Genomic DNA, 22,925 nt, shown 5'->3' on the forward strand with positions numbered 1-22,925 from the left:
ACAAATGACAAATGACAAATGACAAATGACAAATGACAAATGACAAATGACAAATTTACATACACTCAGAAATCGAGAACAACAGACAGCCTGGATCTTACTAACACCAGCATTGCTGCTGTTGTTGTTTGTATTTGCCTACCCGATTTTACGAGCATTTTGGTTAAGCGTATTTACTAGAAATTTGGGAACAGAGTTACAACCCGTATTCTCTGGTTTGGAGAATTATGTGCGGATGGCGGGGGATGGTCGTTTCTGGCAGAGTTTGTGGGCGACAACCGTGTTCACAACAGCATCAGTAATCTCAGAACTGTTGCTAGGACTGGGGATTGCCTTAGTTCTCAATCAGGCGTTTGTTGGTCGGGGCATAGTGCGTACAACTGCCATTATCCCTTGGGCTTTGCCTACTGCTTTGATTGGTCTGGCGTGGTCTTGGATTTTTAACGATCAGTTTGGGGTTGTGAATGATATTCTGCTGCGCTTGGGGCTGATTAAGACTGGGATTAATTGGTTAGGAGAGCCAACGCTGGCGACGATCGCAGTGGTTTTTGCTGATGTTTGGAAAACTACGCCGTTTATTAGTATCCTGTTGCTGGCTGGGTTGCAGTCGATATCAAAAGACCTCTATGAAGCTTACTCGGTTGATGGAGCAACTGCTTGGCAAAGTTTCCGCAATATTACCCTGCCATTACTGCTGCCGCAGATATTAATTGCAGTGCTATTTCGGTTTGCTCAAGCTTTCGGAATTTTTGACTTGATTGCTGTGATGACTGGGGGTGGCCCTGGTGGCGCTACAGAAGTGGTGTCATTGTACATTTACTCCACAGTGATGCGCTACTTAGATTTTGGTTATGGAGCAGCCCTGGTAGTAGTGACATTTTTAATATTAATTGCGGCGGTAGCGATCGCTAGTTTCTTGCTTAACAAATATCGTGCCAAAACATCAGGAGCCATTTAACCGATGAGTGTAACTCCCCAAGCAGTGCCAACGACTCCAAAACGAACAGGGGGAACCAAGTTTTCTCTGAAAAAAATCTTGCTGGGCATCATAGTTGTATTAATAGTGCTATTTAGCCTAGCACCAGCTTTATGGCAATTGCTGACTTCGTTTAAAGTAAATGACGATATTGCCGCCGTTCCTACCGTCTATTTCCCCACAAGATTCACTTTCAATCACTACATTGAGTTATTTACTCGTCGCCCATTTTGGCGCTACATCTTCAACAGCGCCTTTGTATCGATTACTTCTACTGCTGTAGCTTTAGCGATCGGCGCACCTGCGGCTTATGCTCTGGCACGGTTACGCCCTTGGGGTGAAAAAGTTATCCTCGCCAGCATTTTAATTGTTACCTTATTTCCTGGAATTCTCTTGTTCTTAGGACTATTAGAAATTATCCAAGCGCTGAAATTGGGCAATAATTATCTGGCGCTGATTATACCCTATACTGCGATCAATTTGCCGCTAACAATTTTAGTACTTAAAAGCTTTTTTGAACAATTACCAAAAGACTTGGAAGATTCTGCTAGGGTCGATGGCTACAACACTTTTCAACTACTGTGGCAAATCGTGCTACCCATGACCCTTCCCGCGTTAGTAACTACTGGAATCCTCACTTTTATTTTTGCTTGGAACGAGTTTATTTTTGCTCTCACGTTTATGACGCGTGAAGAGTTAAAAACAATTCCCGTTGCTGCGGCTCAGTTGGGTGGTGCGACAATATATGAAATTCCCTATGGCCCGATCGCTGCTGCAACTGTCATCGGAACATTACCCTTAATTTTACTAGTTTTGTTTTTCCAGCGCCGGATTGTCCAAGGTCTTACCGCTGGTGCTGTCAAAGGATAAGGGGACAAGGAGGAGCAGCACTTCGACTCCTTTCGACTTCACTCAAGGCAAGTCGCTCAGTGACCGAGGAGCAGGGGAGCAGGGGAAGCAGAGGAGAGAATAATAATTTCTGACCAATGACAAATGACAAATGACAAATGACAAATGACAAATGACAAATGACAAATGACAAATGAAAAATGAAAAATGGCTAAACTCGAACTTAAAAACTTGAATAAAACCTACAGTCCTAAAGTCGTCCCTGTCAAAGACGTTAGTTTAACTGTAGATAACCATGAGTTTCTCACTTTACTTGGCCCTTCTGGCTGTGGTAAATCCACCGTTCTACGGATGATTGCGGGTCTTGAAGAACCGACTCGCGGTCAGATCGAAATCGGGGATGTAGATGTCACCTATAAGCGAGCAGCCGATCGCAATATTGCAATGGTATTCCAAAGCTATGCACTCTATCCCCACATGACGGTGTACGAAAACCTCGCTTCTGGACTGAAGCTGAAAAAAGTACCACCGACAGAAATTAAACAGCGAGTGGCAGAAGTGGCAGAAGTTTTAGGATTAGCAGAGTTAATGAACCGTAAGCCTGGTCAAATGTCTGGAGGTCAACGGCAACGGGTTGCTGTCGGTCGTGCTTTGGTGCGTAATGCCGATGTCTACCTGCTGGATGAACCTTTAAGTAACCTGGATGCACTCCTGCGGGAACGAGTCCGAGCCGATATCAAGCAAATTTTTGCCGCTCAAAAAGTGCCAGTTGTTTACGTCACCCACGACCAAACCGAAGCGATGACGCTCTCCACGAAAGTTGCCTTGCTCAACGATGGCTATGTCCAGCAACTCGATCCGCCTGACCGTATCTATAACCATCCTGCTAATCTATTTGTGGCTGGATTTGTTGGTAGTCCGCAAATGAATTTGCTGACTCTACCTTGTAAGGGAAAATACGCGCTCCTGGGTAATTTCCAAATACTTCTCCCAGATATACCAACTGTACCACCGCAGATTGTTCTGGGAATCCGCCCAGAAAATGTCCGCATTGCTCAACCAGGTGATACCCAGACTATTCAAGGGCGAGTATTTTTAGTGGAAAATTTGGGTATGCACTATTTGGTCAGTGTCAGGATTGAGGGTTCACAAACCGGAGCGATTACGGTACGTGCTTTGTTGCCAACAGACCAAAATTGGAGTAATGAGGATATTATACTCGCATTGCCCCCTGAAGATATTCACTGGTTTGATGTGCAATCTGGCCATGCTGTTGTTAAAAGACAAATGTTAGGTTAACGCAAGCAAGAGAGGCGATGAATCGCCGTCTCGACAATAGACCTCTTGCATAAATAAAAAACAAAGAACCCCACCCCGCATTTGCTAACACAAACGTTCCCCTCCCCGCAAGCCTACGGTGTACACACAAGTCTGAAGTTGTTCAAAAATCTGGGTTTTACTCCACCCTAACCACTGCTTGAATTCAATGAACGACCACCCGAATTCAATAAACGACTACCCGAATTCAATAAACGACTACCCGAATTCAATAAACGACTACCCAAATTCAATAAACGACCACCCGAATTCAATAAACGACCACCCGAATTCAATAAACGACCACCCGAATTCAATAAACGACCACCCAAATTCAATAAACGACCACCTGAATTCAATATATTTATTGCATAAATTCTCAAAACCTCACCTGAAAACTGATTTACTAAGGTTTTAGCTTTAGTTTTACCCCACCCTAACCATCACTGCGATTAAGTAGGTAATCTTTGGGATTTAAGAAGAAATTCGACTTGTGTGTACACGGTAGCCCCGGAAGCGGGGAGGGGTTGGGGGTGGGGTGTTAGAGACTTTTGCAAGAGACTCCATGAGCTGCGCTCACAAGGAACAATGAAAATGATCTTGGAACGATTTTGCGTTGTTTCAGCCTCTATTTTCAAGGCAGGTCTAATAAGCTGTTCCACATTTAAATTGCATAAGCTGGGCGGGCAAGATGCCATTGGTGTCAACTTAAGCTGGAAATAGCTTAACTGTTAGCTTCCATGCCCGCCCGGAAATAAATTTCTTTGGCTTTTAGGCTTAAGTCTACTGAAGTAGACTGGAGATTTTTGGCGATATTTAGTCATCTTCAGATGACTTTAGCTATGAGACGGGAATTTCAATTCCCGGCGGACAAGCGGTTTCACGTTAAGTTGACACCAATGGCAAGATGCCCACCCCACAAGAGTTATATTTAATTCAATTATGCAAATTAGATGTTTCTTAGCTTAATCAGATTTATCGCGTCTTTGCGATCGCTCGCTAGAATTTTCATCAAAAAACCTTAACCGAAGCAATCCTGGAAAGTGATGCTTGGGGATTTGCGCTACCCTAAGTCAGGAAGCCAAGGATAAATCAGATGAGAAAATGGATTTGGCTGATGCTGTTGGTGGTGATGACAGTTGCCGTGTTGGGTAGCAGAGGTAGCACGTTTTTTGAACAGCGTCCCTCACCGACAATTGTTGAGCGGATTCCGATGGAAACACTCGATTCACAGCCATCAAGGGAAGTTGATATTACCCCCCAAGTGTCTACTGAGAAGCTGTTAAACCATATCCAAAAGTTGAATTTTCAGCGCTACACCACAAAAGAGCGATCGCTTACTCGCACTTATATTACAACGGAACTGAAAAAATTCGGCTGGAAACCTAAATTAGAAAAGTTCTCTGACGGTGTGAATATTTTTGCCGAACGTCCAGGAACTAACAAAGCCGCGAAAGCAATTCTCGTAGCAGCGCATTACGATACTGTTGCCTCTTCCCCTGGTGCTGATGATAATGCCAGTGGTGTTGCTGTAGTGCTGGAAGTCGCTCGGTTGCTCGGTTCTCGTTCTACGCCACGAACGTTACAGATAGCTTTTTTTGACCAAGAGGAAGCAGGACTTTTGGGTAGTCAGGCTTTTGTGAGTAAGACAGCACGCTTGCAAAATTTAGGCGGAGCGATCGTTATGGATATGGTAGGTTACGCTTGTTACACTTCTGGATGTCAGAAATACCCTACCGGATTGCCTGTTACGCCACCTAGCGACAAGGGCGATTTTTTGGCAGTAGTCGGTGATACAGAACATTTGTCTTTACTGAATGCCTTTCAAAACTCACAAAATACCCCCTCAACCGCCCTGAATAAACAGGAATCAATGCCAGCAGTTCTAACATTACCAATTCCTTTTAAAGGTTTACTGACACCAGACACCTTACGCAGCGATCATGCACCGTTTTGGTACCAAGGTGTGGGTGCTGTGCTGGTGACAGATACCGCAAATTTACGCACTCCGCACTATCATCAACCTAGCGATGTACCAGCGACTATCGAGCGATCGTTCTTCACCGGAGCAGCACAAATTGTAGTTAATGCAACTAGTGCTTTATTAGAGAAAAACCAGATTTTGGAAACTCAACCACCAAGCTAACTTATGAATTATCTTGACAAAATAATTACTAATTCGTAATTAAAGAGGGTACAGACCCCCACTAAATATGCAGATTTAGTGGTCAACAAGACAGTGGTAGGTTAAAGCCCACACTAATTGTAACTACGAATTACGAATTACGAATTACGAATTATTTTGACTAGCTTTTGGTTCAGGGAAAGTCAATGTCCAATTATTTTTATTATTGACCTGAGAATATAAACCTTGAAGAATGAGCCGCAGAGTTTTTCGAGTTCTAATAGGCTTCTTTACCAGATAAGTTCCTGGTTCAGCAAAGATATCATCAAAGTTTTGTTTATAACCAAATTGTTTTGAACAATAACTGCCAGCACCTTGGACTGTTAACACAAAAAATGGAGATTGTTTGTATTCATCAGGAATCATAAAGATGCCATATACATGATGACGACCACGCCACGGCTGAATACTAACCTTAGTAGCATGTACTTGAAATTTTGTAGTTTTTGATGCGATAAAAGCCTCAAAATTGCAATCAGAATCATTCACAGGCCACCACAGTGTAATAATACTCAAAGAGAGCAGAAAAATTAAAATATAGGGTAGTCTGCGACGCATAAAGCCAAGAAAAATTGTTGACGCGGCTGGGGGAATTTGATCAGTAACGATTGTGCAGCTACAGCAATCAGACTATTCACCTGCAACACCTCTGCAAAACGTTTGAAACAGCAAAGACAAAACATTAAGCAGTCGGTTAAATTTTTCTGTGAAAAAAAAATGCAGATTGTAGATGCGTAGTTTACCGCCGCAGGCATCGCTTTCCCTGTTCTAGTAGCTCCGTTACAGTCTTAAACCTAGCTGAGAAACAATCGAGCTTTTGTGGCTGTTAACACTGATTTATGCTCAAATTTTTGGCTGTGATGAATTCTACAATTTGTTACTTTTGTTATCCTTCTAATATGGCTCTGTTTGCATCAGCAGATGCTTTGAGGAGATTAGAGCATAGGCGTAGCCATCAAGTTAAGAAAAAATTTACTTTTATTTCTAATCAATTATTGGGGTAGTCAAATACACAAATATCCGTTATATTCCCGTAAGTAACAGTTGGTATAAAAATTTATGGGAAATTGGAGAAGTCTTAAGACAGTTGCGGGTTTATTTAGCGCGTTGGCTTTGCCCGCCGTAGGCATCGCACTTACACAGTTCGGGGTAAATACTTCAGCCATTGCTGCTGACACGGTTGTTGTGCGTTTGGGTTTATTTACAGAATCCATCTCTCTTACTGAGTTGCAAAAGGCTGTAAAAACAGGAAAATTGCCTGGGAGTTTACAGTCTTTATCTGAAGAACAACGCCGCTTCTTCTTGGGGGCGCTGGGTATGAATATACCGATGAATGTTGTCACACTTGATAAGTTAATTAATACCCAGATTGGTACAAGTATTCTCAGTGACTTTGCTACAGCCTTAGCCCGAAAGGACAAAGCTGGGGTACAAGCGCTCAGATCGGGCTTGGTATTAGGTTCTACTGCACCGCAAGGTCTTTCTATACTGAGTTTTATTGCTGCTTATCCCAGTAAACGCTTAGAAATTGATTTACCAAAGGCTTGGGTTGTTACAAAAAACTTAAATACAGCTTTTTGGCGTACCCAGCAATTTATGTTAGCGATCGCTCCCCAACTCGACCCTATAACAGCACATCCGAGAACACCGCAGATTGCTTTCCCTTTCGATCCCAGCCAACCAGGAAGCGCCCAAGTAAAAGTACTCAATTTAAGTCTCAACGATCAAAAGCGCGATCGCAAAATTCCAGTTGATATTTACTGGTCAACTGCTGCAACTCCCGACAAACCCGTAATTGTCTTTTCTCACGGTTTCGCGTCAGTCCGCACGGACTTGCGTTACTTAGCAGAACATTTAGCATCCCACGGTTATGTAGTAGCAGCTTTAGAACATCCCGGTAGTAATGCGGCAAATATTGATTTAGCATTACAAGGCAAAACCAGAGTCATGAAGCCTCAAGAGTTTTTAAATCGCCCTCAAGATATTAGTTTTGTCCTCGACGAATTAGCAAAACTCAACCAAACAGCTAATTATCCCCTACAAGGGAAACTTGCAACTACAAACGCGATGGTTGTTGGCTATTCTCTTGGTGGTGGTACAGCTTTAGCACTTGCTGGAGCCGAGTTGCAACTAGAACATCTCAAACAACGCTGTAAAAAGAACCTGACTATCTTAAGTTTGGGAGAAAATATCCAGTGCATCGCTCAAGAACTACCAGAAAATAGTTATCAACTACGAGATCCCAGAATCAAACAAGCGATCGCTTTCAATCCGACAACTTCTCTAATTTTTGGCGAAACTGGGTTAACTAAGATACAAGTTCCTACAATAGTGTTAGCAGGTTCCGCCGATAAAACCACCCCAGCTTTAACTGAACAGATTGTGGGATTTGACAAAATTCCATCCCCAAAATCGCTAGTTGGTATTATTGGGGCTACTCATCTCAGTGTAAAAGACCCCAGCACTACATTAGATCAGGTTGGACAACCAAATACACCGATTAGTGGCGGTGAAGTTGTCGGCGAACAAGCAGCAGATGTTCGCAAGTATGTTAAAGCTATAACTTTGGCCTTTGCTTTCCAGATGACTCCAGAAGCTAAAAACTATGCTATCTTCCTGACACCAGACTATGCTCAGTTTGCTTCAACTGCGGCATTTCCCTTCCGTCTAATTACCCAGATTCCTCCTGATGCTATGGCAGTGGTGAAAGAATTTGTTGATAAATAATGGACTTTCAATTAAACAAATATAGGAATCCGATTTGATTAATGAACATATTTGCGTAGGGAGGGAACTCTTAACTGGAAAAAAGGGATTTAGGAGTGTACTGAGTTTTTTCAGAAATCAAATATGAGTCCTATATAGGACTTACGTATCATACATATTGACTATACTAATTTTGGGTTTTTGAACCATTTCTAATACCCAGAACAGTAAATATGCAGCAAAATCGGGGTTGCAATCAGCACCTGAAATATAAATTTGACCTAAAGCATATTATGGTTAATTGGTATAGTACCGGAAGTCCTAAAATATTTAATTTTGTGAGTAGCTTACTTAAGAATAGGGGTATGGGGAACGGTAGAAGTCGCCGCTTATTCTAACTATCCCTACTATTTTTATTTTGAGACCAAATAAAGCCTAAAATACTGATATTCGCTACAAATACCTGACGTTGAGATCGACCAATAGAGAATATAGTACTTTTCATCTAAGTGGATTAACTATCCCACCCTATCAAGCATTTTCCCCAATCTATTTGGGAGAGTGTACTTTATTAATTTGTAATTCGCTGTAAGTATTATAAAACTTATAAAATTGACTTATACCAATTCTGTGTAAACTTTTTACTTGCTATAAGTATACTGCCTTGATAATAGCCCTAAAGTTGCTGTTAAAACTACACTAAATTTTTACAGTAAAAATAACTATTTACACATAAAATTTATAATGTATTCGTAAAAATAACAGAAGTTTAACAGTGTAAACAACTAGGAGTAGATGCCGAATGATGGTACATACGTATCCTATAAAAATCGTAAATTCTTTTTGAAAAAATCTGTCAATTAATTGTAGAGTGTGCTACCAAAATGTAGCATATCTTACAAATATTTCAAGATTCAAATATTAGTTCTGAAGCTAAATATTACAAACTAATTTCAAAACAAATGAAAACAAGTTATTTGATGTGAAATATGTTTGTGTATGTTTTGAAGTAACTTACTTGAAGTCCACAGAACTAAATGAGAGAGCATTGTTATCTTCTGCAAGCTACCGATTAACCAAAAATCAACAACAAAGAGCTTGTTTTATTTACTTAAATAATTAGTTTTACAATATACCTGTATGTAAACTAATTTGGGATTCAGAATTAAACAATTATTCCATTTAACTCAAGCTTATGCAACTCTATACAACTCGTGAAATTGAACAACTCCAGCAACACGAAGACCTTTCTACCTTAATTGAAATTATGGAGTGGGTGAAAAACTTTTTAGGAAGGCCTCATCCTGGCTTAGGTAGACCCGGCGCAGTTTGCCCTTTTGTACCTTTCTCTCTCAAATCAAACAGTATTCGTCTAGCAGTTATTCACACAAAAGATTTGTATCCAGAAGAATTAGAAGAGATTGTTGGACGCTATCGAGATATGTTTCTGCAAATAGATCCTCAAGAGCAGGAATTAGCAATTAATAAAGCTTTTTTACTTATTTTTCCTGACATCTATATAGAAGACGCTACTAATGTAGTAGATAGTGTTCAACAAAAACTTAAACCTTTGTTTGTTGAGTCAGGATTAATGATAGGAGAATTTCATAAACGTAATGAAAGTCCTGGTCTACACAACCCAAACTTTCGTCCACTTCGTAGCCCTATCCCATTGTTGGCTATTCGGTTCATGGTTGAAGCTGACCTCCCTTTTCTTCAGAATCCTGCCGATCCACACTTACGTATTCGATATTTGGAAGCTTATTTAAAGAATTTTGAGCATAAATTTACAGATGAAATAAAGTTTAAAAATGCTCGTCAAGCATTGGCTTTAGCAAAAGAACAAATTAAACAAGAAAGTTTGGTGAGTTCTTACATATAACAAATGTTTTAATTACGGGTTAGTTATTGAGCATAGGTATGGAGAATTAAAAGTCTTTAAAATTCATTGCGCCTTGAAATAAGTGAGATAAAAATCACGAATTTACTGCTACTTGCAATTGTTTATTGCAGATAGCATCAAATCGTCATCAGTATGTAAATTATCGGACTACAGTAGAAGCGATCGCTAATTATCAATTAGTTAATATGAATACTTCAACAACTTGACTCTGATTTGTAATCATTGCGCACACATTTTTGTGAAAAAATTTCGGATTACTCTATTATTTGTGATATATAAAAGCAAATAATTTGGTAAATAAAATGGCAAAAGAAATAGAGCGTAAATATTTAGTGAGAGGAAATAGCTGGAGAGGATTAGCTGAAGGTAGTGTATATCGTCAAGGATATATTGCTACACAAGATAAAGCAACTGTACGCATACGTATAATAGGGGAAAAAAGTTATTTGACCATTAAAGGCCCCAATATAAAATATTCGAGATTAGAGTTTGAGTATCCTATTCCTGTTCAAGATGCTCAAGAAATACTTGAGACATTATGTCAACGTCCCTTTATAGAAAAAACTAGATATAAAATAGAGTCGGGTGGTTTGATTTGGGAAATAGATGAGTTTGATGGTGTTAATAAAGGACTGATATTAGCAGAAGTTGAACTCACTGATGAAAATCAACAAATTGAATTACCAAACTGGATTGGACAAGAAGTTTCTGATGACTCTAGATATTTCAACAGCAATTTAGTAAAATACCCTTTTTCACAATGGTAATAGAATGATATCAAAACTATGCGAATAGCCAAACGCAATGATTGGAAAACAGAACCTATGCCTTCTGTATGCAAAAATATAACGCTAGAAAAAGTTTACTCGCAGGAAGAATTCGACCGAATTGCTGCTGGAGTAATTCCAGAGCAGATGGAAGATAAGTGGTTCATTTTCTATGAGGCTCCTTGGCTATATTTGCATCGTAGTTGGACTGGTTTTTGCATTTTCAAAGTGCGTTTTGAGGTGATTGCAGAAACCGTAAAGATTGCAGAAGTGCAAGTAAATCGAGATCCAGCCCAGTACTCTAACACTGACGATCGGCGCGATGCCTCTATGTTAGCGATCTTGCTGGATTCACGATCTGAACGTGGTGTGCGAAATCATATCAAGTCGGGGTAATTAGTTATGATACCCACAGTCATTGCACCCCACCCCCAGCCCCTCCCCGCCTGCGGGGAGGGGAGACAAAGCGTAGCTTTGGCGGGGTGGGGTTCTTGGGGTTTAGTAAGTAATCAAGCGGACATGATATCAAATGCTTAACTGGATTAAAGATCGATCCAGTAATTCAGAAAAACCATAGTAGTACGCAGCATCACACTGCAAATATTTACAAAAGATGCCTGTGAGTATGAACTTAGCCATTAACTAGATTTTCTATAGAATCAGCATCATTTGGTAATGCAGCTGTTAAAACTTCGCTGCCTTCTGTAGTAACTAAAACATCATCTTCAATGCGAATTCCTCGGACATCGGCGAATTCAGATAAACGCTGCCAATTCACCACATTCTGATATTTTGAACGCACATTGGCATCATTTAAAATTGCTGGTACTTGATAAAAACCAGGCTCAATTGTGACTAACATTCCTGGGCGCAGGGGACGATTTAAACGGAGATAGCTTAAGCCAAAGCGATCGCTCCTTTGGCGTCCTTCTTCATACCCGGCTAAATCGCCCAAATCTTCCATATCATGCACATCTAAACCCAGTAGATGACCGATACCATGAGGAAAAAACAGCGCGTGGGCATCGATTTCTACTAAATCTTGGGGATTTCCTTGTAAAATGCCTAACTCTACTAAACCTTCAGCGATCGCTGTAGCCGCTAGTAGGTGAATATCCCCATACTCTACACCAGGCTGGATTTTGGCTATGCAAGCATCGTGGGCTGCCAACACTACATTATAAATATCTCTTTGGGTAGATGAAAACTTACCCGAAACTGGCCAAGTGCGAGTTACATCACCCGCCCAACCAGTTTCAGTCTCAGCACCAACATCAGCAAGCAGTAAATCACCTGGTTGCAAACTATGGTGATACTGCTCGTTATGCAAAACTTCACCGTGAACGGTGACAATACTGTTGTAAGAGGTAGTCATATTGTGGGCAATAATCACCCCTTCCATCGCTGCCCGAACTTCTGCTTCTAATTTGGCTTGGGGTGTTGCTGCCATCCCGGCTTTGTGAGCTTTGACAGTGACAGCCGCAGCTTTTCTCAACTCGGTTAATGCACCATCATCGTGGGTGAGGCGGAGTGAAACGATCGCCTTCGCTAACTCCAAGTCAATTCCTTGGGGAGGACTTTGTGGTAAAACCCATCTATTTAATAGCTGCGATTGCTGCGTCCAAGTAGCAGCATCTTGGACGGCAAGTGTAGCGGCATCTTCTAGCCAAGACTCTAATTCTGCCATTGGCCTTGCCACATCTGCCCCAATCTTCTCGGCTATTTCCTCGCGCGTTGGCATTTCTCCATGCCAAAGGGCGCTACTGGGTGACGGATCGTCGATGAATAGTTCTAGTTTTCCCGCTTCTAGACGAATTGCCGCTTTTGGTAATGGCAGTCCGGCGAAATAAAGGAAATGACTGTTAGCCCGAAATGGAAAGGAATTTGCCGGAAAATTGCGCGGATTATTGCTACCCGACCACAGAATTGCCGGAAAATCAATCAGCTTGGCTAGTTGTTGCCGTCGGTGGCGTAAAGTATCGGCGAGGGAAGTAGAAGTTTGTGGGATAAGCATAAATGTAAACTCAAAGAAAAGGATAAAGGTGATAGTTTTGGCTGTATTTAGTCGTTATCGTCTTTATCGTCATCTTGTTTATTATTTTTGCGATCGCCATCTTTTTGATCGTTTTTGCGATCGTCATCTTTGTGGTCGTCATCTTTGTCGTTCTGGTTAGGTTGTAACTCTGGTTTTTGTTGCTCAATTGGTGCAAGTGGCTGCGGGGCTTCAACAACACAACTAACTAATCCTCCAGAAATTAGCGCTAAGTTGACAGCAGCAAAGATGCTTCTGAAGATTTTTATCCTCACGTTTTCGGTTTGCTTTAACATTGATTCTAGTTTTTGGAGATTGTATTCCTAATTTCTAAGGTACTGTATATAGTGGTTCTCATTTGGATTAACACAGGGTAGAGCGCACGATATGTAATCGCAACGGTCAGCATAAATTTCTAACGCACTCCTGATAAATAATATATTGCTGTCTAATTTTCAAGGCGACTCTAATGAGACAAATCATTACTCAAGTTGATGCTTTTACTAATAAACCTTTCGCAGGTAATCCTGCTGCTGTCTGTGTTTTGCCTACTTACCAAAACGATCGCTGGATGCAAAACTTGGCGCAGGAGATGAATTTATCTGAAACAGCTTTTTTAGTTAAGCAGGATGATGGCTTTAATCTGCGTTGGTTTACGCCTACGGTGGAAGTGCCGCTTTGTGGTCACGCAACTTTAGCTAGTGCCCATGTACTTTGGTCAGAGGGACATTTGTCACCTGATGAAGTTGCACATTTTTATACTAAAAGTGGAGTGCTAATTGCGAAGTTACAAGGTGAGTGGATTGAGTTAGATTTTCCTGTAAATCACTCACAAGCTGCGATCGCACCTCCAGAACTCAAGCAAGCTTTGGGTGTACCCTACAAATCTGTCTTGCAGAATTCAATAGGTTATCTAGTGGAATTGGAATCTGAAGAATTGGTGCGGCAAATACAGCCTAATTTTCAACTGCTAAAAACCTTACTGATTCCTAATGTCATTGTCACCAGCCAGACTAACTCTGATTCTGAATATAATTTCGTCTCTCGCTTCTTTGCACCAGGATTAGGTATTAATGAAGACCCAGTTACAGGAGCGGCTCATTGCTGTCTCGCTTGGTTCTGGCGCGATCGCTTGCACAAAAATGAGTTTTTGGCTTATCAAGCATCTAGTCGTGGTGGCGTGGTGAAGGTGTATTATGACGGAGGCGATCGCGTCTTTCTCGCTGGACAAGCGGTAACTGTGATGCGAGGGGAGTTATTTACCGCATCAACCTAATATTAAAAATCAATAATATCTGGCAAAAACTCACTATCAAAAACTTGGACAATGGAATAAGGACATTCCACTGGAAACGTATCTATTGGTAGTTCAGTTTCATTACTAGCAGCTTTCAATCCCCGATGATAGCACTGGGCTAAAACTTCTTCGGGATAAGACTTGAGGCTGGGACTCTCTTGCAGTAAATCTGCAATTTTATAGCGCTGCTCATCAATCGTATTTCGCCAAGAGCCACTCCGCAAACTAGATTGATATTGCCACTTGAGCAAATGCTGTAATAATACTTCCAAGCGGCTTTTCAACTCTCGTCGTTCTGACCGTCCCAAGCTTTCAATCTCCTCAATCACAGCATTCCAGTCTACTTCTCTAAATTGTCCAGCACGAATGAGTTGTACAGTTTTTTCTGTCCATGCTGCAAAGTCTGTTTCATACAACTGGGCTGCACTTTTCGGAATCTGGGTCATGAGCTTTTTGCAATCTACCGTATACTAGCTAAATTGGAGATACTGTACGCCCATTTTAACGTCAACAAAACGATCGCATCTTTTTTGTTTGTTAGGGCAAATAATCGCATTGCAGAAGGTTGGCTTAAAATTGCACATCAATACAAACACTAAACCGCAAAAGCGTTCTTTTGCGAAGAAGCAACTGTCACAATATTTAAACAAGCCTATATTTTAATTTCAAAAATGTCTGCTAAACACAAAGATAGTAGAACTAGTATCCAATCTCGTGATTGGCCAATTGAGCAATTACCTGGACTGAGCTATGAGGAACAATCTCAACTCCAAAGTTGTGGGATTACTAGCACAGCAGCTTTAGTCAAACAAGGGAAAACTTTAGAGTCAAGACTAGCGTTAGCAAATAAACTACAGATTCATCTTCAGTATGTAAATAAATGGATGGCTTTAGCTGACTTGGCACGTATTCCCAGTGTCGGGACACAATATTGTGGTTTATTGCTTCATGCGGGTATTGGTTCTGTAATGCAGTTAGCTCAAACTCCCACTCACAGATTGCACCAACAAATCATGCGCTTGCAGGTAGCAACAATGCAGCGCCGAGATTTGTGTCCAGCACTTGAGCTAGTACAACAGTGGAGTCAGCAAGCGAAAACAATCATTAGTTAGGAGTTAGGAGTTAGGAGTGAGGAGTTAAAACTCATAACTCATAACTCATAACTCTTCACTCTTTAGCTAAAACACCATTAAGAAAAATATCAGCGAGTCCTTCGGCCATTTCCTGCATTTGTTGGGGAGAGGCATCAGGTTCCATGAGGGTGTTGTTGGAAAAACCTGCGATCGCAAACATTCCTAAGAAAACTTTCGCAACTAACTTTGCGTCCCCTTGACGATAAATACCTTTATCCATTGCTGTTTGAAAGAATGCTTCGCCGACATCAGTCATTTTAGTAATGACTTCTAATTGAATGCGATCGCGCAAATCGGGGTGAAATTGCACCTCCATAAAACAAACCCGCATCAAATCGGCATTTTTTTGAAAATTCCACATCCGACGGCGCATCACTTGAGCGACGGCTTTATAGCTGCCCATTTCACTCAATTCTGTGAGCAAATCTGTAAGAATCTCTACCCAGCCATTCGTGGCTACTTCTACCAAAATTGCTTTTTTATTCGGAAAATGACGAAATAGAGTACCTTCAGCTATACCTGCCGTTTGTGCTAAGTCGCGGGTGGTAGTGCCGTCAAATCCCTGAGAGGCAAACAACCGTTGCGCTGCCTGTAAAATCCGGGTGCGCGTCTGAGCCTCTGAGGGCGGGGAAGAATTAAAAACTCGCATAACAGTTATGGTTAGATATCCGTAACAAGACTTGTAGCATTATTGTCTAACATCAAGTGAAAGAGCCACTGAAAGCTTAATACAAGATTAACGCTCTTTTGCTAAGTATCCTGTTATTTAGGTAATGTAACTTTATCTTACTTCTCGCTTATGAACCAGAGCAGTCGGTCAATTTTAGATTTTAGACTTCGGCTACGCTCAGTCGAACGATTGGGGACTTCGACTTCTCTCCGAGACGCTACGCGAACGCTCAGTCGAACGATTTTGGATTGGTCAGTTGAAAGAGGCAGGAAGCAGGAGGCAGCAGGAGGCAGGAGAAGCTTTTCAGTTGTGGATTCGTCGCCCCCTACTGATTTGAAACCATTGAACTCTCCTTCACCTTGCTTTTTCTGGTCAAATTTTCCTCCTGCCTTCATTGATAATGTATCTGTCATATTGCGGCGGTTGTTTGTTACTTTGTTGACTTTAATTATCTTCTCGTGGGGATTGCTGCCTGAAGTTGCTCTAGCTCAAACTCAGACAGCACCTCCTCAAGAAACTAAAACTCAAACTCCGCCAGTTGAAACTTCAATCCAACCTTATCTCGATCGAGTTATTAAGCAGTTAACGGAGTTTCGCCTCGACAATGGTTTGAAATTCATTGTCTTGGAACGACATCAAGCGCCCGTGGTTTCTTTTCTCACTTATGCGAATGTGGGTGGTGTGGATGAGCCAAATGGCAAAACTGGTGTAGCTCACTTTCTAGAACATTTGGCATTTAAAGGCACAACGCGCATTGGTACACAAGACTACAAAAAAGAAAAACCGCTACTAGATACCTTAGAGCAGTTGAATGCTCAAATTAAAACAGCGAAAGCCAATGGCAGAAAAGCTGAGGTTATTCGGTTACAAACTGAGTTTGAGCAAGTGGAATCGCAAGCAGGCAAGCTAGTCAAGCAAAATGAATTGGGGCAAATTGTCGAACAAGCGGGAGGCGTGGGTTTAAATGCCAATACTTCAACCGAAGCGACTCGTTATTTTTACAGCTTTCCTGCCAATAAGCTAGAACTTTGGATGTCGTTGGAGTCAGAACGATTTCTCGATCCGGTAATTCGTCGTGAGTTTTATAAAGAGAAAGATGTAATTTTAGAAGAACGACGGATGCGGATAGAGAATTCACCTATTGGACTGATGGTGGAAAAGTTTATCGATACTGCTTATAAAGCCCATCCCTACAGGCGTCCGGTGATTGGTTATGACGAAGATATCCGCAATCTGACACCAGAAGATGTCCAAAAGTTTTTTGATACTCACTACGTACCAAGTAATTTAGCGATCGCTATTGTCGGAGATGTCAATCCCACTCAGGTGAAAAAACTGGCGCAAACTTATTTTGGCCGCTTTCAAGCCAAAACCAAAGCTGTTGAACAAATCCCAGTAGAACCGCCACAACAACAAACACGGGAAGTTACTTTACAGCTACCTTCTCAACCCTGGTATTTAGAAGGTTATCATCGTCCGGCAATTACTCATCCAGATAATGCCATCTATGAAATCATTGGTAGTTTATTAAGTGATGGGCGCACATCGCGGCTATATAAGTCTTTGGTAGAAAAGCAACGTTTGGCGCTAAATGCTCAAGGTTACAGTGGATTTCCTGGAGATAAATACCCAAACTTGATATTTTTCTATGCTCTCACAGCTCCTGGTCATACAGTTGATGAGTTGGCGGTGGCTTTACGTCAAGAAATTGACAAATTAAAAACTGAGCCTGTGGCGGCGGTTGATTTGCAACGAGTGAAAACCCAAGCACGGGCAGGTTTGTTACGTACTCTCGATTCCAATATGGGTATGGCTCAACAATTGTTGGAATATGAAGTGAAAACTGGCTCTTGGCGGAATTTGTTTAAGCAGTTGGATGACATTTCAGCAGTGACGACGGCTGATATTCAACGGGTGGCAAAGGAAACTTTTACGCCGAAAAATCGCACGATTGGGAAGCTGTTGTCGAAAGCAGCATGAACAACAAACCGCAAAGGGCGCACAGGAAAATAGATATGCAGAAGTACAAGGTGAAAGCTAAAAGGCAGATAGCGTTGAAAATTCAAAATAGCAAAGGGTTGATTTATGCTTTGGTTGCTGTTTTTGCGTGCTTACTTTTAACTTGTAATTTTTCTCTGGCGGCGACGGCTGAGGCAAAACATTACACAGAATTGCAGCTACCACCGCTACCTGAGATTAAGTTACCCAAGTATGAGCGGTTTGTGCTGCAAAATGGCTTGGTTGTCTATTTGATGGAAGATCGCGAATTACCGTTGGTGAATGGTACGGCGTTTGTGCGGACAGGGAATCGCTTGGAACCAATGGAGAAAGTTGGGTTGGCTGGTTTTACAGGCGCAGTAATGCGAACTGGAGGAACTAAGCAGCATTCGCCTGATGAACTCAACGAGATATTAGAACAACGGGCGGCATCTGTGGAAGTTGGTATTGGTGAAACTTCTGGGAGTGCTAGCTTTGACGCCCTCAGTGAAGATTTAGAAACAGTGTTTGGGCTGTTTGCTGAGGTGCTGCGATCGCCTGTATTTGCTCAAGAAAAGCTAGACTTAGCGAAAACTCAAGCCAAAGGTGGCATTGCCCGTCGAAATGACAATCCAGATGGGATTGCTAATCGGGAATTTAAAAAATTAATCTATGGCAAAGATAGTCCTTATGCTCGCACCATAGAGTATGCAACGGTGGATAAAGTTGAGCGTGAGGATTTGCTCAAGTTTTATCAACAATATTTCCACCCCAATAATATGATTTTGGGAATTGTGGGCGATTTTGAGAGTAAGAAAATGCGATCGCTCATTCAAGCTAAGTTTGGCGATTGGCAGCGTAACCCAGGTATTGCTAAACCCACATTACCAAAGGTTTCACCAGCTAATACAGGTGGAGTCTTTTTTGTCAATCAGCCCCAACTGACGCAAAGTAGTGTGCTTATCGGGCATTTGGGCGGACGTTTCGACAATCCCGATTATGCAGCGCTGGATGTATTGAATGGAGTGTTAAATGGATTTGGTGGACGCTTATTTAATGAATTGCGATCGCGTCAAGGTTTAGCTTACTCTGTCTACGGCCAGTGGAGTCCCCGTTTCGATTATCCTGGCATATTTATCGCTGGTGGAGAAACGCGATCGGATGCTACTGTCCAGTTTGTCAAAGCCTTACAAGCCCAAATCAAGCGCACCCAGACTCAAAGAGTAACGGCAAAAGAACTCGCTTATGCCAAAGAGTCTACACTCAACTCCTTTGTATTCAACTTTCAAGACCCCAGCCAAACCTTATCACGGTTGATGCGATACGAATATTACGGCTATCCTGCTGATTTTCTCTTTCGCTATCAAAAAGCCGTCGCCGCCACCACAGCAGCCGATGTCCAACGGGTAGCACGAGAATATCTCAAACCAGAAAAGATTGTAACTCTAGTAGTGGGGAATCAAACTGCTATTCAACCGCCATTGACACAGTTAGCAAAACAGGTGACACCAATAGATGTAACGATTCCTGGTTCGCAGCCACAGGCAAAGAATTAATCGCGTAGATGGGTAGATACTAAGTATCCAAATAAAATCGCAAGACTCAGATCCCCGATTGTCTAAGAAATCGGGGATCTTGTTTTTAAAATAATTTTCTCCATTATCAGGAAACGACTAAGGACAAATTGGAGTAACAAGTAGAAACTAAATCAGGAACCAAAACCTCTGGGAACTCCAGAGGTTTTTCTCTACTCATCTTTATAGAAGCGATCGCTCCAGCATACACTTCTATGAAGCAGTAAAATTGTCGCCCCTATCAGGTCAACTAGAGTAAGCTAAATTTAGGTTTTAACTATCGGGAGTGGAGATGATGTTGTTGGAATTAAAGCGCATCCATGTTCCACCAGGACAAAGAGTGCTACTGCGAGATGTAACCTGGCAGGAATTGGAAACAATTCTAGAAGATTTAGGGGAACACCGTGCTGCACGAATTGTTTATGATAGGGGAATGCTGGAGATTATGGCACCACTGCCAGAACATGAATATGACAAAGAAATTATTAGCGATTTAGTCAAAGCTCTTTTGGAAGAATTAGACATTGAGTTTAGATGCCTTGGTTCTACCACTTTCAAAAACCAAGCAATGGCTCAAGGTATAGAACCCGACCAGTGTTTCTATATAAAAAATGAATCTAAAATTCGCGGCAAAAAGCGGCTAGATTTAGCAGTAGATCCTCCTCCAGATTTAGCTCTAGAAATTGATATTACTTCTCGCACTCATCCTAATATTTATGAAGCGCTAAAAGTACCTGAGCTTTGGCGTTTTGATCGAGGTAAGCTCCAAATTAATGTTCTGCAAGACGGACACTATATAGAATCTCAACAAAGCCTAAATTTTCCTCTATTCTCAGTAATTGAAGCAATTCCCCAATATCTAGAGCAAAGTACAACAGCAGGCAGAAATGCAACGCTCAAAGCTTTTCGTCTTTGGGTACAAAAACAGATACAACAGCAATAACTTATGCTGTCACCAGAATTCACAACATACACCGGGTTTCAAGTTAGTGAAGTACACAAGCCAAGTCTCTAATTTAAGTAGAATTAAATACGTTATAAGCCAAAAACCCAGATGTAGAGATGCGATTTATTGCGTCTTGCAAGACCCTTATTTCATCAAACTCATTCTCGATTATGCGAACGGTGAACTATAACTAGATCAAATGAAGGAGTGTGAGGGGTAGAGAGTAGATTAATACTGGCATATTCAATAGCGCTAGATATAGAAGAGTAGTTGAGGTTCTTCTTTTTTGGTTTATTATCTAATTAGTAAACGCGTAATATTTTTATCTGCTAAAGCGGTTATGGAGCTACAAATAAAATGACTGTTTTATTATTTGCCATCCTGTTGGCAATTAACTTAGGTGCTGGATGTTATTTGACTCTAGCTAATCCTCTAAAAGTCTCAGAGCAAACATCAACTAAACTTATTTTTATTATTCGACCAAAAGTATTTTTAGGTTTGGGAATATTTTTTAGTCAATTGTTTGTTTTATTTTTATTTGCGTCTATTGTATTTACACCTATTACACAACTTGTCTGCAATCGTTATCCAAACAATATATCTACTTCAAATATTGATTTGAGTGCGGGACAAAATACTCTAACAGTGATGTGTAAGTTAACAAAAAATAATTGGTTAGGTCGAGAACAGAGTCAAACGCTAGTTTCTGAGTTACTAGAGGCTAAATTGGAAACCCAGATTGATACTGATGGTCAGGCTAAGTATTATAAATATAACATTTTACTATTAAATGATAGAGATAGTTTTCCTTTTTCACGCGCAGGATATCCAAAATTTAACCTTGAAAAATTGCAATTAATAGTATCAAGAATTAATAATTTTTTGAAAAACCCTATAGAGAATAATTTAGCAGTTATACTTGATGAGACTTTTACGGGTTACATTTCTGTCATGATTACTGTATTCTGTGGAATATTAGCGTTGCTAGTAGCGTCACTAGGTTTATTTATCACTTGTAATTTTGACAAGGAAACAAATACTGTAAAGCTTAGTCGTTACAGGTGGTTTGGAACGTTAGGAAAAACAGTTTTTCAATATTCTTTGAACGAAATTACTGGTATTAAGCTTGAACGGATTGATACTAGTATAGGCGAATACTTTTTTCGGGTTATTTTAATACTAGAATTGGGTGATAATCTACTATTAACGCCCAATTATACTTCAAATTATATAAATGGAGATTTTATAGTTAAAGTAACTAAAGATTTTCTGGAACTAAAACATAAAGATAGTGCTAGATAAAAGCGTGAGATTGGTTTCTTTGAAGTCATTACTACCGCATTTTTATTTATGTTTGTTAAACCAAAAATATTTTTATCATCGCTTGCATTATTACTCAGTTTTGCAAGCCTATTTCTTAGCGCTTGGATTATTCTTCCTGCTCCAAATATGTTTTTACTCACACTAGCAGTAGGAGCGCCAGAAGTCAGTCCTTGGTTATTTTTATTAAATTTGCTCTTTTTATTGCTGTCTTTATTCTATATCCGTCGCCGTCAACTCCAACGTTTAGTTTGCATTTTCAGTTTAATCGGATTGCTAATTTGTGGATGGGTGCTAGTGAATATCCCACTAACTCAAATGCAGATGGCTAAAGCGATGAAACAAGGGTTGGGAGCAAATTATCTAGAGCAAATTCCAGTCCAAGTAAGGGCTAATATGCAAACCCATCCTTTTAACTTAATTAATTTCTTTCGGGGTATTCCATTAGGTAAAACGCGTCATCAAAAAGATATTCTCTTTGCTTCTCCTGGGGGAGTGCCTTTAAAAATGGAAGTTTACCAACCCCCAGAGGTAGGAAAATATCCAGCAGTGGTAGTAATTTATGGTGGAGCTTGGCAATATGGCAATACTCATGCCAATACCGAGTTTAATCAATATATTGCTAATCATGGATATACAGTATTTGCGATCGACTATCGACACGCACCTAAATATCAGTTTCCATCTCAGTTAGATGATGTGCGTACAGCCCTAAATTTTATTCGCAAACATGCAGCTGAATATGAAGCCGATTCAGAACGTATGGTACTTTTAGGACGTTCTGCTGGGGCACATTTAGCAATGCTAGCGGCTTATCAACCCGATGCACCACCCATTCATGCTGTGGTGAACTATTACGGGCCTGTTAACTTAACTGAAGGATATAAAACACCACCAAATCCCGATCCTATAAATTCTCGCGCTGTTTTAAAAGCATTTCTTGGTGGTTCTTTAGAAGAATTGCCTAATCGGTATAAAATTGCTTCACCGATAAATTACCTAACGCACCCTTTACCGCCAACTTTATTAATTTACGGCAGTCGCGACCATTTGGTGCAAGCGCGATTTGGCAGACAGATGTATGAACGTTTACATAATTCTGGCAATACTGCGGTTTTTCTCGAAATTCCTTGGGCAGAACACGCTTTTGATGCTGTTTTCAACGGTGTGAGCAATCAATTAGCGTTGTATTATACTGAGAGATTTTTGGCTTGGGCGTTGTTAAAGCAATGATTTGATTCGCAGACTTATTCACAAGTATTAAAAACTCAGC

20 protein-coding genes are annotated in these 22,925 nt (G+C 40.9%); 15 read left to right on the forward strand and 5 right to left on the reverse strand.

Going from position 1 to position 22,925, the window contains the following annotated elements; translation table 11 throughout:
* Positions 1 to 46 precede the first annotated feature (46 nt).
* The 4 genes from RMY64_RS12200 to RMY64_RS12215 all read left to right on the forward strand — a co-directional run bounded on the left by RMY64_RS12200 (position 47) and on the right by RMY64_RS12215 (position 5,288).
* Positions 47 to 958: a sugar ABC transporter permease gene (locus RMY64_RS12200; RefSeq protein WP_322700183.1), complete on the forward strand. Its 912-nt coding sequence runs from the start codon at positions 47 to 49 to the stop codon at positions 956 to 958.
* A 3-nt stretch (positions 959 to 961) separates the two neighbouring features.
* Complete coding sequence (locus tag RMY64_RS12205; RefSeq protein WP_322685480.1) at positions 962 to 1,846, forward strand: carbohydrate ABC transporter permease; 885 nt, start codon at positions 962 to 964, stop codon at positions 1,844 to 1,846.
* A 186-nt stretch (positions 1,847 to 2,032) separates the two neighbouring features.
* A complete protein-coding gene (locus RMY64_RS12210; protein ID WP_322700184.1) occupies positions 2,033 to 3,124 on the forward strand; it encodes an ABC transporter ATP-binding protein in 1,092 nt (363 codons plus the stop codon).
* A 1,114-nt stretch (positions 3,125 to 4,238) separates the two neighbouring features.
* On the forward strand, positions 4,239 to 5,288 hold the full coding sequence (locus tag RMY64_RS12215; protein WP_322700185.1) for a M28 family peptidase: 1,050 nt from the start codon (positions 4,239 to 4,241) through the stop codon (positions 5,286 to 5,288).
* A 144-nt stretch (positions 5,289 to 5,432) separates the two neighbouring features.
* On the opposite strand, the gene RMY64_RS12220 is transcribed toward RMY64_RS12215, so the two are convergent.
* Positions 5,433 to 5,885, reverse strand: a complete 453-nt coding sequence (locus tag RMY64_RS12220) for a hypothetical protein (protein WP_322700186.1) — start codon at positions 5,883 to 5,885, stop codon at positions 5,433 to 5,435.
* Positions 5,886 to 6,386: 501 nt separating this feature from the next.
* Between RMY64_RS12220 and RMY64_RS12225 the strand changes: the two genes are divergently transcribed.
* The 4 genes from RMY64_RS12225 (at position 6,387) to RMY64_RS12240 (ending at position 11,099) form a co-directional block, all read left to right on the forward strand.
* Positions 6,387 to 8,054, forward strand: a complete 1,668-nt coding sequence (locus RMY64_RS12225; protein ID WP_322700187.1) for an alpha/beta hydrolase — start codon at positions 6,387 to 6,389, stop codon at positions 8,052 to 8,054.
* Between the two features lie 1,174 nt (positions 8,055 to 9,228).
* A complete protein-coding gene (locus RMY64_RS12230; RefSeq protein ID WP_322700188.1) occupies positions 9,229 to 9,915 on the forward strand; it encodes a DUF6875 domain-containing protein in 687 nt (228 codons plus the stop codon).
* 323 nt (positions 9,916 to 10,238) lie between these two features.
* A complete protein-coding gene (locus RMY64_RS12235; RefSeq protein ID WP_322700189.1) occupies positions 10,239 to 10,703 on the forward strand; it encodes a CYTH domain-containing protein in 465 nt (154 codons plus the stop codon).
* Between the two features lie 18 nt (positions 10,704 to 10,721).
* Positions 10,722 to 11,099: a hypothetical protein gene (locus RMY64_RS12240; RefSeq protein WP_322685474.1), complete on the forward strand. Its 378-nt coding sequence runs from the start codon at positions 10,722 to 10,724 to the stop codon at positions 11,097 to 11,099.
* 235 nt (positions 11,100 to 11,334) lie between these two features.
* On the opposite strand, the gene RMY64_RS12245 is transcribed toward RMY64_RS12240, so the two are convergent.
* Both RMY64_RS12245 and RMY64_RS12250 read right to left on the reverse strand, forming a co-directional pair.
* Complete coding sequence (locus RMY64_RS12245; protein WP_322700190.1) at positions 11,335 to 12,717, reverse strand: aminopeptidase P family protein; 1,383 nt, start codon at positions 12,715 to 12,717, stop codon at positions 11,335 to 11,337.
* Positions 12,718 to 12,764: 47 nt separating this feature from the next.
* Entirely contained in the window at positions 12,765 to 13,031 is a 267-nt protein-coding gene (locus RMY64_RS12250) for a hypothetical protein (RefSeq protein WP_322689423.1), read from the reverse strand.
* A gap of 173 nt (positions 13,032 to 13,204) precedes the next feature.
* Between RMY64_RS12250 and RMY64_RS12255 the strand changes: the two genes are divergently transcribed.
* Positions 13,205 to 14,011, forward strand: coding sequence for a PhzF family phenazine biosynthesis protein (locus RMY64_RS12255; protein WP_322700191.1), 807 nt, complete (start codon positions 13,205 to 13,207; stop codon positions 14,009 to 14,011).
* 2 nt (positions 14,012 to 14,013) lie between these two features.
* Here the strand turns inward: RMY64_RS12255 and RMY64_RS12260 are convergent, their stop codons facing one another.
* Positions 14,014 to 14,478: a DUF29 domain-containing protein gene (locus tag RMY64_RS12260; RefSeq protein WP_322689425.1), complete on the reverse strand. Its 465-nt coding sequence runs from the start codon at positions 14,476 to 14,478 to the stop codon at positions 14,014 to 14,016.
* A 225-nt stretch (positions 14,479 to 14,703) separates the two neighbouring features.
* On the opposite strand from RMY64_RS12260, the gene RMY64_RS12265 reads away from it, so the two are divergent.
* Complete coding sequence (locus RMY64_RS12265; protein WP_322700192.1) at positions 14,704 to 15,144, forward strand: DUF4332 domain-containing protein; 441 nt, start codon at positions 14,704 to 14,706, stop codon at positions 15,142 to 15,144.
* Between the two features lie 55 nt (positions 15,145 to 15,199).
* On the opposite strand, the gene RMY64_RS12270 is transcribed toward RMY64_RS12265, so the two are convergent.
* Positions 15,200 to 15,814 carry a TetR/AcrR family transcriptional regulator gene (locus tag RMY64_RS12270; RefSeq protein ID WP_322671828.1) on the reverse strand — a complete coding sequence of 205 codons (615 nt, stop codon included), beginning with the start codon at positions 15,812 to 15,814 and terminating at the stop codon, positions 15,200 to 15,202.
* A 150-nt stretch (positions 15,815 to 15,964) separates the two neighbouring features.
* Between RMY64_RS12270 and RMY64_RS12275 the strand changes: the two genes are divergently transcribed.
* The 5 genes from RMY64_RS12275 (at position 15,965) to RMY64_RS12295 (ending at position 22,885) form a co-directional block, all read left to right on the forward strand.
* A complete protein-coding gene (locus RMY64_RS12275; RefSeq protein WP_416212142.1) occupies positions 15,965 to 17,815 on the forward strand; it encodes a M16 family metallopeptidase in 1,851 nt (616 codons plus the stop codon).
* A 35-nt stretch (positions 17,816 to 17,850) separates the two neighbouring features.
* Positions 17,851 to 19,368, forward strand: coding sequence for a pitrilysin family protein (locus RMY64_RS12280; RefSeq protein WP_322671827.1), 1,518 nt, complete (start codon positions 17,851 to 17,853; stop codon positions 19,366 to 19,368).
* A 313-nt stretch (positions 19,369 to 19,681) separates the two neighbouring features.
* Positions 19,682 to 20,329, forward strand: a complete 648-nt coding sequence (locus RMY64_RS12285) for a Uma2 family endonuclease (RefSeq protein WP_322689469.1) — start codon at positions 19,682 to 19,684, stop codon at positions 20,327 to 20,329.
* A 360-nt stretch (positions 20,330 to 20,689) separates the two neighbouring features.
* Entirely contained in the window at positions 20,690 to 21,634 is a 945-nt protein-coding gene (locus RMY64_RS12290; protein ID WP_322689429.1) for a hypothetical protein, read from the forward strand.
* Between the two features lie 48 nt (positions 21,635 to 21,682).
* A complete protein-coding gene (locus RMY64_RS12295; protein ID WP_322671825.1) occupies positions 21,683 to 22,885 on the forward strand; it encodes an alpha/beta hydrolase in 1,203 nt (400 codons plus the stop codon).
* Positions 22,886 to 22,925 lie beyond the last annotated feature (40 nt).

This window comes from Nostoc sp. DedQUE08 (genome assembly GCF_034530895.1).
Classification (GTDB): domain Bacteria; phylum Cyanobacteriota; class Cyanobacteriia; order Cyanobacteriales; family Nostocaceae; genus Nostoc.

Coding starts and splice junctions, on each gene's coding strand:
- RMY64_RS12280 (WP_322671827.1), top strand. CDS start 17,851: ATGCAGAAGTACAAGGTGAAAGCTAAAAGGCAGATAGCGTTGAAAATT.
- RMY64_RS12220 (WP_322700186.1), bottom strand. CDS start 5,885: ATGCGTCGCAGACTACCCTATATTTTAATTTTTCTGCTCTCTTTGAGT.
- RMY64_RS12250 (WP_322689423.1), bottom strand. CDS start 13,031: ATGTTAAAGCAAACCGAAAACGTGAGGATAAAAATCTTCAGAAGCATC.
- RMY64_RS12235 (WP_322700189.1), top strand. CDS start 10,239: ATGGCAAAAGAAATAGAGCGTAAATATTTAGTGAGAGGAAATAGCTGG.
- RMY64_RS12290 (WP_322689429.1), top strand. CDS start 20,690: ATGACTGTTTTATTATTTGCCATCCTGTTGGCAATTAACTTAGGTGCT.
- RMY64_RS12225 (WP_322700187.1), top strand. CDS start 6,387: ATGGGAAATTGGAGAAGTCTTAAGACAGTTGCGGGTTTATTTAGCGCG.
- RMY64_RS12255 (WP_322700191.1), top strand. CDS start 13,205: ATGAGACAAATCATTACTCAAGTTGATGCTTTTACTAATAAACCTTTC.
- RMY64_RS12270 (WP_322671828.1), bottom strand. CDS start 15,814: ATGCGAGTTTTTAATTCTTCCCCGCCCTCAGAGGCTCAGACGCGCACC.
- RMY64_RS12285 (WP_322689469.1), top strand. CDS start 19,682: ATGTTGTTGGAATTAAAGCGCATCCATGTTCCACCAGGACAAAGAGTG.
- RMY64_RS12275 (WP_416212142.1), top strand. CDS start 15,965: ATGAACCAGAGCAGTCGGTCAATTTTAGATTTTAGACTTCGGCTACGC.
- RMY64_RS12245 (WP_322700190.1), bottom strand. CDS start 12,717: ATGCTTATCCCACAAACTTCTACTTCCCTCGCCGATACTTTACGCCAC.
- RMY64_RS12260 (WP_322689425.1), bottom strand. CDS start 14,478: ATGACCCAGATTCCGAAAAGTGCAGCCCAGTTGTATGAAACAGACTTT.
- RMY64_RS12205 (WP_322685480.1), top strand. CDS start 962: ATGAGTGTAACTCCCCAAGCAGTGCCAACGACTCCAAAACGAACAGGG.
- RMY64_RS12210 (WP_322700184.1), top strand. CDS start 2,033: ATGGCTAAACTCGAACTTAAAAACTTGAATAAAACCTACAGTCCTAAA.
- RMY64_RS12240 (WP_322685474.1), top strand. CDS start 10,722: ATGCGAATAGCCAAACGCAATGATTGGAAAACAGAACCTATGCCTTCT.
- RMY64_RS12295 (WP_322671825.1), top strand. CDS start 21,683: ATGTTTGTTAAACCAAAAATATTTTTATCATCGCTTGCATTATTACTC.
- RMY64_RS12200 (WP_322700183.1), top strand. CDS start 47: ATGACAAATTTACATACACTCAGAAATCGAGAACAACAGACAGCCTGG.
- RMY64_RS12265 (WP_322700192.1), top strand. CDS start 14,704: ATGTCTGCTAAACACAAAGATAGTAGAACTAGTATCCAATCTCGTGAT.
- RMY64_RS12230 (WP_322700188.1), top strand. CDS start 9,229: ATGCAACTCTATACAACTCGTGAAATTGAACAACTCCAGCAACACGAA.
- RMY64_RS12215 (WP_322700185.1), top strand. CDS start 4,239: ATGAGAAAATGGATTTGGCTGATGCTGTTGGTGGTGATGACAGTTGCC.